An 11,867-nucleotide genomic window follows, 5' to 3' on the forward strand; every position below is an offset into this window, starting at 1 on the left:
TCGCTGCTACGCTGTCCGTTTTGCCTTGCGAATCGCCTTCGGCTCTTCGGGCAAAAAGGCGGCTTTCACCACCTTGAACGGGTTCATTACTTTCGGCAGCAGATTTTTATGTAAAGCCTCGCGTTTCCATCAGCCCGGGGCTTATGAAACGTCTGGCGAATATTCTCGTTTTTCTCCTTCTTCTTCCTTTGACTTCCCGGTCTCCCGACAAAACACAGGCATTGGGAATCCCGACCGGCATTGGCCGGGATTCCCGGATGACCTATGCTTTCTTCTTCTCAATCTTTTTAGAGTTTTTGTATTGTCAAGAGCAGTATGCTTACTATTTATAGGGGGATCCCTATGCCTTTTTATTCAAATTTTCATGAATAATCTTATGTAATTATTTTTTCTGACGTATTTTTACTTTCCATAATCAATTTTGTAAACAAATTCCATTTCACTTTTCAAAACATTGAGAAAATATATGCACGCATCATTTTCATTATTAAATCGCTTATATCCATTTGTATTTCCTCTTTCATCAAAGTAAAAATATTCCCAGTAATTATGTACTTCATTTAATATGCACGTATCTGATTTTAATCCCCCATTTATAGAATACCAACTCTTAGGGACTCCCATTTCATTTAACTTTTCGATTAAATCTTTCACATTCATTATTATTCCTCCAATTCTTTTATAATTCCGTGCTTCAACAACCATTCCGCTGAAAAAGGTGCCCTGTATTGAATCCCTCCACCTGGCTTTCCAAATGCTGGAGCTATCCGGGATGATTCAACTTCAAAAGGTTTTAACACTTCAAATTTTGTATATAAAGAAGTATCTACATTGTATGGCAGCGCACGCATATCTAAATTAGTTCCTTCAGGTGCAAAAAAATTGCCTTTAAAAGATCCATATCTATCTATTCTCTCGCCTTTCAATAAATACATTTTGTTTTTTGTTGTCAAAACCGCACCATCATTAGGCGGATAATATGAAGTGATTTCTGCCTTACTTTTATTAATAAGAGCATTTTGCTTACTTACCGAATTCTTCGCCGTCATGGCGCACGTATTGTGCACCAGCACCTTCTGTTCGGATACATAATACGTGTGGAAGTCTTCGACCTCGAAGTTGTACACCTTCACAGGCTCCGAAAGCTTTATGCTCTCAGTAGCTTCCACTGCTGCTACAGACCCGTCTGCTGTCCGGACTTCGTCGCCCTCTTTAAGGCTCGACGCTTCTGTCCAGCCCCTGCCTTCTACGTAAAATGGGTGTTCTTCTGTAGTCTCTATCTTCTCTCCGTTGATTGAAAGCCTTATTATGCTGTCAGTCTCCCTGACGAATATCTTGTTGACTTTCTTTAAGGCTTTCTCATGTATCTCCGGATTTGCCGACCACACGTAGTCCCCGGCTTTTATATTCTCTATATCTAAAAAGCCTTTATCCGTATGTATCTTCGTCCCCGCAACAAAGCATTGAGGTGTTACCTTCTTTGCCTGCTTCTTCACAGTCTGGGTCGTCTTCTTGACGACTTTAGGCTTAGTGGTTACCTTGACGGTCTTCTTGCTGCTCACCGTAGGCTTAGGCTTCGTCGCAACTTTTTTCGCTGTCTTTGCCTTCTTAACTGCGCTTACAGCTTTTTTAGTGTACTTGCTGGCTTTATATGCTTTATATCCTGTTTTCGCAACGTTCGCTACCGCTCACTCCTCCGCAGCTTCGCTGCTACGCTGTCCGTTTTGCCTTGCGAATCGCCTTCGGCTCTTCGGGCAAAAAGGCGGCTTTTACTACTTTAAATGGGTTTATTACGCCGAGCGCCGCTCCTCCCAGTATGGCTGCTCCTTTCTTCCAGCCTTTGAGATTTTTCTTTTTCGCATATTTGTAGCCGTCGTAGGCTCCCATGGCTGCGCCTACTACTCCCCAGATGGCGTGTCCGCTCGGATCCGTATACTTTATCGGATTCCCTGCTCCGTAGGTGTACAGGTTCAGCGTCTCCGTCCTCGACCTGCTTCCTCTGTAGGTGTCCTGGGTAAGGAAGCTTCCGTCTGCCGGGTCGTAGTATCTGGCCCGCAGGTTGTAGAGGCCTGTCGTCTCGTCGTATACGCCTGCCGTATAGCATATCTCGTTGTAGAACGGTTTCTCAGGGTCCTTCTGGTGGACTGTCGTCTCGCCGTAGTCGTCGTAGCTGTAGGTCGCCTGGGATGAGCCGTCTGCTCCCACGATGTTGACTGTGCTCTCCCTGATATCCTTGGTATATGCGTAGAAGTCCGTGCTGCCTTCTGCTCCCGGTCTGGCCGTCAGCAGTATGTTGTCTTCCGCCCCTATCAGGTTGAAGCTGGTCACGTCGTCTGCTTCATCTTTTGTATACAGTACCGCCGTTCCGTCGTAGAAGTAATTGGTCTCCTCGGCGCCTTCTTTGAGTTTTTATATAAAGTGATATTTTTTCATTTTTAAGCAGTAATTTTTTATGTAAAGCCTCGCGTTTCCATCAGCCCAGGGCTTATGGAACGTCTGGCGAATATTCTCTTCTACTTCTCCTTTTATTTCCCAGTCTCCCGACGAAAACACAGGCAGTGGGAATCCCGATCGGCATTGGCCGGGACTCCCGGATTACCTATGCTTTCTTCTTCTCGCAATCTCCTTAAACTTTGAGATTTTTTATCATCTCTTATATACTTAAAAAGTCAGCCTCAGATATATATTTCTTTATTTCACCGCTGCGCAGCATTTCAGTCAGCTTTTCCGAAAGTTCCTTCATCAGCGCTTCGTCAGAGCAATACATACAGAACATTTCCGCCTCGGAATCGAAATTTATCAGCTTTTCTTCCTTCGGATACCGCTCCTTCAGGAACGCTCTCACGACTGCCTCCCAGTCGTATCCGTTCCCTTCAGCCTCTCCCTGCATATCCGCAAACAGCTCCTGATACCTTTCAACTTCCCCCAACGTGACGAAACATCGTTCCCGATTTTCCTTTTCGAATACGAACATTTCATTTACTTTGCCGGAGTTTTGGGCTTGTCCTTCAATCAGGCAATCTGAGTCTACAATTTTTTTTAGCTGTTTCGAAAACGCTTTTTTCAAATCATCCCTAAGAGACAATTCGTTGATTATTAATTCATAGTTTATTTCATAAGAAATCCCCGTCATCGTTGTAAGACAAAAATCATCTGCATGTTTGGGAACATCGGCTATTTTTTCACTATATTCATCAACGAAACACCTGCTGGCAATACTATAAAATCCATAATCAACACTTATCTTTTCCGCTATATTTAGTCCTATATTATACAGCATACCATTTGACCAATATGTTTTTGTAATTATTTGCGGTCTCAGCAGAAGGTCACCATTTTCAACATTTTTAAACTCAACTTGCCTATTCATGCCAACGGTATACTTTTTTAAAATACCGATAACATACAAATCCTCTCCCAACGTTCTGTTATCAATTCCTGCATTCAATACTACTCCGTAAAAATAAATGTCTTCGAATGGATTTAATGCAAAGATATCTCCCCTCGATATCTTGGGCCTTCCCTTTTTTATAACATTCAATTGATATGTGCCAGGGTTTGCATTCGAGAGCTTGTCTAACAGGCTTTTCGTCTTATCATTTTGTCTATTATATACTTCCCTTCTTTCTTCTAATATGGGACTGCTAATCATATGTTCCATGCCTTTCATACCTATTCCTTTCGCTTCAACTTTAAACAACAGAATTTTTTCCAAGAACATGATTTTTCATAAAAAACAAATATATCATTGAATTAAACTGTCACTGAGAAAATAATCTGTTTATCATTTCATTAATCAATACCAAATAGAGGTATTTGTTATATTAGGGTATATCATTTTCAGCAACACCTCCACTCATACTTCGTACAGCCAATAAATCGAATATACGCCTCAAAACAATATCCTCCCTTTTTTCTTTTAACTACCCTCAATTGCATTCTCATTGTGTTTCTATATACTGCTTCGCCCATGACATTGCCTGAAAATAAAACCTATTCTTTGGACTTATACTATTTATTTTATTCAATTCATTGGGTCCATTCTCTATATAATATTGCTCCAATGCTCTCGCCTGATTTCGCGTAAGACCACTATGAATTTCCAACAATCTGGTAAATGCTTTTCCTGTTCTTTGGTGTTGTGCCAATCTAACGGCTGACTTTTGCTTTGTAATTCCTGTATATTTTGCCTTTTCTCCAATCATTCCAAAATATACAATATTATTTGCCTCACCTCTGTTAAGCCATTCTTCGAATTCTAAATCTATAGACGCGTCTATGTTTGAAGAAGTTGCACCACTTCCACCTTTTAATTTTCCAGCACTAGCTATACTTGTCGAATTCTTCGCTGTCATGGCGCACGTGTTGTGCACCAGCACCTTCTGTTCGGATACATAATACGTGTGGAAGTCTTCGACCTCGAAGTTGTACACCTTCACAGGCTCCGAAAGCTTTATGCTCTCAGTAGCTTCCACTGCTGCTACAGACCCGTCTGCTGTCCGGACTTCGTCGCCCTCTTTAAGGCTCGACGCTTCTGTCCAGCCCCTGCCTTCTACGTAAAATGGGTGTTCTTCTGTAGTCTCTATCTTCTCTCCGTTGATTGAAAGCCTTATTATGCTGTCAGTCTCCCTGACGAATATCTTGTTGACTTTCTTTAAGGCTTTCTCATGTATCTCCGGATTTGCCGACCACACGTAGTCCCCGGCTTTTATATTCTCTATATCTATAAAGCCTTTATCCGTATGTATCTTTGTCCCCGCAACAAAGCATTGAGGTGTTATCTTCTTTGCCTGCTTCTTCACGGTCTGGGTCGTCATCTTGACGACTCTTGGCTTAGTGGTTACCTTGACGGTCTTCTTGCTGCTCACCGTAGGCTTAGGCTTCGTCGCAACTTTTTTCGCTGTCTTTGCTTTCTTAACCGTGCTTACGGCTTTCTTAGTGTATTTGCTGGCTTTATAGGCTTTGTATCCTGTTTTCGCAACGTTCGCTGCCGCTCTCTCCTCCGCAGCTTCGCTGCTTCGCTGTCCGTTTTGCCTTGCGAATCGCCTTCGGCTCTTCGGGCAAAAAGGCGGCTTTCACCACCTTGAACGGGTTCACTACTCCCAGCACGGCTCCTCCCAGTATGGCTGCTCCTTTCTTCCAGCCTTTCAGGTTTTTCTTTTTCGCGTATTTGTAGCCGTCGTAGGCTCCCATTGCTGCGCCTATTACTCCCCAGATGGCGTGTCCGCTCGGATCCGTATACTTTATCGGATTCCCTGCTCCGTAGGTGTACAGGTTCAGCGTCTCCGTCCTCGACCTGCTTCCTCTGTAGGTGTCCTGGGTAAGGAAGCTTCCGTCTGCCGGGTCGTAGTATCTGGCCCGCAGGTTGTAGAGGCCTGTCGTCTCGTCGTATACGCCTGCCGTATAGCATATCTCGTTGTAAAACGGTTTCTCAGGGTCCTTCTGGTGGACTGTCGTCTCGCCGTAGTCGTCGTAGCTGTAGGTCGCCTGGGATGAGCCGTCTGCTCCCACGATGTTGACTGTGCTCTCCCTGATATCCTTGGTATATGAGTAGAAGTCCGTGCTGCCTTCTGCTCCCGGTCTGGCCGTCAGCAGTATGTTGTCTTCCGCCCCTATCAGGTTGAAGCTGGTCACGTCGTCTGCTTCATCTTTTGTATACAGTACCGCCGTTCCGTCGTAGAAGTAATTGGTCTCCTCGGCGCCTTCTTTGAGTTTTTATATAAAGTGATATTTTTTCATTTTTAAGCAGTAATTTTTTATGTAAAGCCTCGCGTTTCCATAATCCCGGGGCCTATGGAACGTCTGGCGAATGTCCTCTTCTTTCTCCTTCTTCTCCTTTAATTTCCCAGTCTCCCGATGAAAACACAGGCAGCGGGAATCCCGACCGGCATTGGCCGGGATTCCCGCATGACCTATGCTTTCTTCTTCTCAATCTTTTTAGAGTTTGCAGTTATTAATATCTACGTTATTTCATTTCTTCATGAATTTACTTGTCCATAAATATTACAAGCCTTAATACATCTTTGTTCGCAGATTTATTTGAACGTATTCTTTGTCCAACACTAAACTTTATATTTGAAGAAACTTCCGGGCTATTTATCATGCCATTCATTGTATTAACCACACCATTTTTTCTTATTAGCTTCGATATATTTAATCAGCAATTCTTTCCTTTCCTCTGCAGCCTCATTCTTGGGCATATATGATATGAACTGGCTTATTTCTTCCGGATAATTAAACTCCACATATATATCTTCGATTAAAGAGAAGATATCTTTTCTATTTTGATTAAAAAGCACTAATATAATCGCGAAAATCCACTTGCTGCAAATCGTCTCCGGATCGGATTTTTCTTCCCTTTTGAGCAGTTCGGGGAGAATGCTGTCCAAATCCTCGTTTATGATTAATTCCAGAATCAGATCAAGGTCCTTCGTCCCTTCTTCCTCCATCCATCCCGCATACAGCAGCACATCCTCTTTCTTTATTATTGATAATTCACAACCCTTCTGCAATTCACACCATTTCCATTCTCTAATCACATCATATATTTGGCGAAAAGTGATATCATAAAGTTCTAACATTAATATCCTCCTTTAGGGACCTTTATGTAAATCCTCGCGTTTCCATCAGCCCGGGGCTTATGGAACGTCTGGCGAATATTCTCGTTTTTCTTCTACACACAATCATATTGCTGTATTTAAGTGTTTTTTACGAAATTGGATTTCATTTCAACTTTTTGAGCCATGTATAATATAAATCATACATCCATTTTTCATTTTTTATTTTCTTGCTTTTTCCTACCCCAACTAGGATTAATTGAATTGGCTCTAAAGCCATATTAGCTTCAAAACCAAATACCGCCGGCCTGTTAACTGATATCCATCTTTTGCACCTTGTCTTATATCCCCAATATAGCTTTCCCTCGTTATTTCTTACAAAGACTTCCCCCAAATATACCGTACCGCTATGTCCAAGACATATTTCAACGTCTCTATTGACGGCCTGTCTTCAGAAATATGCTTATGCATCCATTCCGGGGAGTTTGCCCTTTCTTCCTTTATCTCTTCCTCACTTCGTTTTTCAAATCTTATTTTCTCCAAAAACCATGTCCATAATGGAACGAGGGATTCCGGCGTATAGTCAAACTCTATTTCTTCCCCTTCGCTCTTTATGTATTCACTTAGTATATGAACCCGCTTTTCGCGCTCTCCCATAAACCACTCGAAGTATTCCTTTGCCTCCTTTGCAGTAAAATTGTCGAAATCATAACTTCCTATCGGCGATATCATATATTCGTATTCCATAGTAACCTCTCCTTTGCTAACTGCATTGTTCTACAAGAAAATTTTCCAATGACCGGGGACAAAATATATTCCCCTAAAAACACAGGCAGTGGGAATCCCGACCGGCATTGGCCAGAATTCCCGGATGACCTATGCTTTCTTCTTCTCAATCTTTTTAGAGTTTGCAGTTATCAATCTCTATAGGCGCACTCCTCAAAATGCCTTTTCAATCTAGCCTTTTTCACACTTTTCTTGTTCTTCAACATACGCTAAAAACGAGTCCTGCAAATCACACACCATGTCCTCACCATTGATTTTTATCTCAGGTTCAAAAAAACCTCCTCCTGCTAAACTGCTCGAGCCGTCCAGTATACCCAGTACATGTGATACAGTATCTATCATTGTCAGTTCAAGAATACCGAAAAAAATCTCTTTTTCATCTTCATTCATTTTTTTATAGAATTCGTCACGAGATTTCCAAAATGATTCATTACAATCAAACGATACTTCCGTTTCATATTCTTTCTTATAATGCTCTATTCCCCATTTTACTACTGTTTCATATACTTTCTTTCCAAAAATATCGAACATCATATTATTCACCTCATTTCTTCATACATTTTTTTATTCATAGTTATCAGTTCTCTCAATGCCGAATTAGGTATATCAGGATACACTCGTCTCAATTCGCGTATATCTCTAGCTAATAATTGTCTTACACTTGTTATTCCCTTTGTGTTTTTTGAAATAGTTCCCTTTTCTCCCAGTCGAATCGTGTGGCCTTCTTTAAACACGCTTATGGTAGGAGCTGTTTTGTAATCATAATTATCAACTAACTTTTTCATCACCGCACCCTGCCCAACATGGTGTGCATCCATTCCTTCAATATTCAACATCTTTTCAACAGCCTTAACATCCTTATATGCCCCGACAATATATTTTGTATCTCCGCTTTTCCCTACATGCACAGATACATTCTTCGCTGTCATGGCGCACGTATTGTGTACCAGCACCTTCTGTTCGGATACATAGTACGTGTGGAAGTCTTCTACCTCGAAGTTGTACATCTTCACAGGCTCCGAAAGCTTTATGCTCTCAGAAGCTTCTACTGCTGCCGCAGACCCGTCTGCTGTCCGTACTTCGTCGCCCTCTTTAAGGCTCGCCGCTTCTGTCCAGCCCCTGCCTTCTACGTAAAATGGGTGTTCTTCTGTAGTCTCTATCTTCTCTCCGTTGATTGAAAGCCTTATTATGCTGTCAGTCTCCCTGACGAATATCTTGTTGACTTTCTTTAAGGCCTTCTCATGTATCTCCGGATTTGCCGACCACACGTAGTCCCCGGCTTTTATATTCTCTATGTCTATAAAGCCTTTGTCAGTATGTATCTTCGTCCCCGCAACAAAGCATCGAGGTGTTACCGTCTTCGCCTGCTTCTTCACAGTCTGGTTCGTCATCTTGACGACTCTTGGCTTAGTGGTTACCTTGACGGTCTTCTTGCTGCTCACCGTCGGCTTCGGCTTCGTCGCAACTTTTTTCGCTGTCTTTGCCTTCTTGACTGCGCTTACGGCTTTCTTAGTGTACTTGCTTGCTTTGTACGCTTTATATCCTGTTTTCGCAACGTTCGCTACCGCTCACTCCTCCGCAGCTTCGCTGCTACGCTGTCCGTTTTGCCTCGCGAATCGCCTTCGGCTCTTCGGGCAAAAAGGCGGCTTTTACTACTTTAAATGGATTTATTACGCCGAGCGCCGCTCCTCCCAGTATGGCTGCTCCTTTCTTCCAGCCTTTGAGGTTTTTCTTTTTCGCGTATTTGTAGCCGTCGTAGGCTCCCATGGCTGCGCCTATTACTCCCCAGATGGCGTGTCCGCTCGGATCCGTATATTTTATCGGATTCCCTGCTCCGTAGGTGTACAGGTTCAGCGTCTCCGTCCTCGACCTGCTTCCTCTGTAGGTGTCCTGGGTAAGGAAGCTTCCGTCTGCCGGGTCGTAGTATCTGGCCCGCAGGTTGTAGAGGCCTGTCGTCTCGTCGTATACGCCTGCCGTATAGCATATCTCGTTGTAGAACGGTTTCTCAGGGTCCTTCTGGTGGACTGTCGTCTCGCCGTAGTCGTCGTAGCTGTAGGTCGCCTGGGATGAGCCGTCTGCTCCCACGATGTTGACTGTGCTCTCCCTGATATCCTTGGTATATGCGTAGAAGTCCGTGCTGCCTTCTGCTCCCGGTCTGGCCGTCAGCAGTATGTTGTCTTCCGCCCCTATCAGGTTGAAGCTGGTCACGTCATCTGCTTCATCTTTTGTATACAGTACCGCCGTTCCGTCGTAGAAGTAATTGGTCTCCTCGGCGCCTTCTTTGAGTTTTTATATAAAGTGATATTTTTTCATTTTTAAGCAGTAATTTTTTATGTAAATCCTTGCGTTTCCATCAGCCCGGGGCTTATGGAACGTCTGGCGGATATTCTCTTCTTTCTCCTTCTTCTCCTTTGACTTCCCGGTCTCCCGACGAAAACACAGGCAGTGGGAATCCCGGCCGGCATTGGCCGGGACTCCCGGATTACCTATGCTTTCTTCTTCTCAATCTCCTTAAACTTTGAGATTTTTTACCATCTCTTATATACTTAAAAAGTCAGCCTCAGATATATATTTCTTTATTTCACCGCTGCGCAGCATTTCAGTCAGCTTTTCCGAAAGTTCCTTCATCAGCGCTTCATCAGAGCAATACATACAGAACATTTCCGCCTCGGAATCGAAATTTATCCGCTTTTCTTCCTTCGGATACAGCTCCTTCAGGAACGCTCTCACGACTGCCTCCCAGTCGTATCCGTTCCCTTCGACCTCGCCCTGCATGCCCGCAAACAGCTCCTGGTACCTTTCAATTTCCCCCAACGTGACGAAACACTGTTTCCGATTTTCCTTTTCGAATACAAAAGCGCCATCTTTGCTTTTCTCTGGGAAGCTGTCCTTTCCCGAATCTAAAGCCGCTTTTATGTACTCGTTGAACTCCTTTCTTTCCTCCGGAGTCAAAAAAGAGTTGTCCATAGTAAGCGCATACCGCATTTCAGAGGCGATTCCTGTTATAGTTTCAATAGCAAGCGTTGATACTACCCTTGGTTCTTCGGCCTTTTTCTCTCCGTATTCGTTTATATAGCTTTTTGACTGCGATGAATAAAAGCCGTAATCTAAATCCATGTCCTCCGCTATGTTGATTCCTATGTTATAGAAGAATCCTCCTGTCCAATATTCCCTTGTGACAATGCGCGGATTTAACAAAATCTGTTCTTCAACAAAATCATAGTTTTTACCAGTATCATTTACAGATTTAGTACGGTGTTTAAAAATGCACACTATTACGAGATTATCGCCATATACAGGAATATCTACCGACCCATTAAGTACAACACCGTAAAAACACATGTCTCCGAAAAGATTAGCTAAAAACAAATCTCCGGTTTTGATTTTGGGCCGTGTTTTCTTTATGATTTTTAAGCGGTTTTCCCATTGGTCAATTTCCCTGAGTTTGTCTAAAGCGTTTTTGACTTTTTCGCTTTGTTTGTTGTATTTTTCCAGTGCCTTCAATCTTACAGGATTGTTGTCAACCCATGTCATATCGAATCACTCTCCTTTTTATTGATTCTCAATATAATTTTTCACCCAAGTTACAGCCTGATTATAAAATCTGTTACGTGGACTTATACTATTTATATGGTTAAATTCATTAGGGCCGTTTTCTATATAATATTGCTCTATCGCTCTTGCCTGATTTCGCGTAAGGTTACTATATTGTTGTTCCAGCTGTTGAAACAATTTACCGCTGCGCCTATGTTGATATAGCCTCTTTTTCAAACTTTGTTTAGTTATTCCTGTATATACTGCTTTCGAGTCTATCATTCCAAAATATACAATATTATTTGCCTCACCTCTGTTAAGCCATTCTTCGAATTCTAAATCTATAGACGCGTCTGTGTTTGAAGAAGTTGCACCACTTCCACCTTTTAATTTTCCAGCACTAGCTATACTTGTCGAATTCTTCGCCGTCATGGCGCACGTGTTGTGCACCAGCACCTTCTGTTCGGATACATAGTACGTGTGGAAGTCTTCTACCTCGAAATTGTACACCTTCACAGGCTCCGAAAGCTTTATGCTCTCAGTAGCTTCCACTGCTGCTACAGACCCGTCTGCTGTCCGGACTTCGTCGCCCTCTTTAAGGCTCGACGCTTCTGTCCAGCCCCTGCCTTCTACGTAAAATGGGTGTTCTTCTGTAGTCTCTATCTTCTCTCCGTTGATTGAAAGCCTTATTATGCCGTCAGTCTCCCTGACGAATATCTTGTTGACTTTCTTTAAGGCTTTCTCATGTATCTCCGGATTTGCCGACCACACGTAGTCCCCGGCTTTTATATTCTCTATGTCTATAAAGCCTTTATCCGTATGTATCTTCGTCCCCGCAACAAAGCATTGAGGTGTTACCTTCTTCGCCTGCTTCTTCACGGTCTGAGTTGTCTTCTTGACGACTTTAGGCTTGCTGGTGGTCTTAACTGTCTTCTTCATTACCACCGTCTTCTTCGGCTTCGTCGCGACTTTTTTTACCGTCTTCGCTTT

13 protein-coding genes are annotated in these 11,867 nt (G+C 43.0%); all 13 read right to left on the reverse strand.

The window, feature by feature from the left end; translation table 11 throughout:
• Nucleotides 1–402 precede the first annotated feature (402 nt).
• Nucleotides 403–660 (reverse strand): hypothetical protein, encoded by a 258-nt coding sequence (locus ACQY69_RS03490; protein ID WP_428258649.1) that lies wholly within the window; start codon nt 658–660, stop codon nt 403–405.
• 2 nt (nt 661–662) lie between these two features.
• Entirely contained in the window at nt 663–1,562 is a 900-nt protein-coding gene (locus ACQY69_RS03495) for a polymorphic toxin-type HINT domain-containing protein (RefSeq protein WP_428258650.1), read from the reverse strand.
• Between the two features lie 148 nt (nt 1,563–1,710).
• A complete protein-coding gene (locus ACQY69_RS03500; protein WP_428258652.1) occupies nt 1,711–2,328 on the reverse strand; it encodes an RHS repeat-associated core domain-containing protein in 618 nt (205 codons plus the stop codon).
• 325 nt (nt 2,329–2,653) lie between these two features.
• On the reverse strand, nt 2,654–3,700 hold the full coding sequence (locus tag ACQY69_RS03505; RefSeq protein ID WP_428258654.1) for an Imm51 family immunity protein: 1,047 nt from the start codon (nt 3,698–3,700) through the stop codon (nt 2,654–2,656).
• Between the two features lie 241 nt (nt 3,701–3,941).
• On the reverse strand, nt 3,942–4,868 hold the full coding sequence (locus tag ACQY69_RS03510) for a polymorphic toxin-type HINT domain-containing protein (protein ID WP_428258655.1): 927 nt from the start codon (nt 4,866–4,868) through the stop codon (nt 3,942–3,944).
• Between the two features lie 85 nt (nt 4,869–4,953).
• A complete protein-coding gene (locus ACQY69_RS03515; RefSeq protein WP_428258657.1) occupies nt 4,954–5,634 on the reverse strand; it encodes an RHS repeat-associated core domain-containing protein in 681 nt (226 codons plus the stop codon).
• 482 nt (nt 5,635–6,116) lie between these two features.
• The gene (locus ACQY69_RS03520; protein ID WP_428258659.1) at nt 6,117–6,581 is read right to left on the reverse strand and encodes a DUF2247 family protein; all 465 of its coding nucleotides are present in this window, start codon (nt 6,579–6,581) and stop codon (nt 6,117–6,119) included.
• Between the two features lie 351 nt (nt 6,582–6,932).
• Complete coding sequence (locus ACQY69_RS03525; RefSeq protein WP_428258661.1) at nt 6,933–7,304, reverse strand: hypothetical protein; 372 nt, start codon at nt 7,302–7,304, stop codon at nt 6,933–6,935.
• A gap of 210 nt (nt 7,305–7,514) precedes the next feature.
• Nucleotides 7,515–7,877 (reverse strand): hypothetical protein, encoded by a 363-nt coding sequence (locus tag ACQY69_RS03530; RefSeq protein ID WP_428258663.1) that lies wholly within the window; start codon nt 7,875–7,877, stop codon nt 7,515–7,517.
• Between the two features lie 5 nt (nt 7,878–7,882).
• Nucleotides 7,883–8,785 (reverse strand): polymorphic toxin-type HINT domain-containing protein, encoded by a 903-nt coding sequence (locus ACQY69_RS03535; RefSeq protein WP_428258665.1) that lies wholly within the window; start codon nt 8,783–8,785, stop codon nt 7,883–7,885.
• 148 nt (nt 8,786–8,933) lie between these two features.
• The gene (locus ACQY69_RS03540; RefSeq protein ID WP_428258667.1) at nt 8,934–9,551 is read right to left on the reverse strand and encodes an RHS repeat-associated core domain-containing protein; all 618 of its coding nucleotides are present in this window, start codon (nt 9,549–9,551) and stop codon (nt 8,934–8,936) included.
• Nucleotides 9,552–9,881: 330 nt separating this feature from the next.
• Complete coding sequence (locus tag ACQY69_RS03545; RefSeq protein ID WP_428258668.1) at nt 9,882–10,460, reverse strand: Imm51 family immunity protein; 579 nt, start codon at nt 10,458–10,460, stop codon at nt 9,882–9,884.
• A 435-nt stretch (nt 10,461–10,895) separates the two neighbouring features.
• Nucleotides 10,896–11,816 (reverse strand): polymorphic toxin-type HINT domain-containing protein, encoded by a 921-nt coding sequence (locus ACQY69_RS03550; protein ID WP_428258669.1) that lies wholly within the window; start codon nt 11,814–11,816, stop codon nt 10,896–10,898.
• Nucleotides 11,817–11,867 lie beyond the last annotated feature (51 nt).

It is taken from the genome of Gallibacter sp. Marseille-QA0791, assembly GCF_965119705.1.
In the GTDB taxonomy this organism is placed as follows: domain Bacteria; phylum Bacillota; class Clostridia; order Peptostreptococcales; family Anaerovoracaceae; genus Lentihominibacter; species Lentihominibacter excrementipullorum.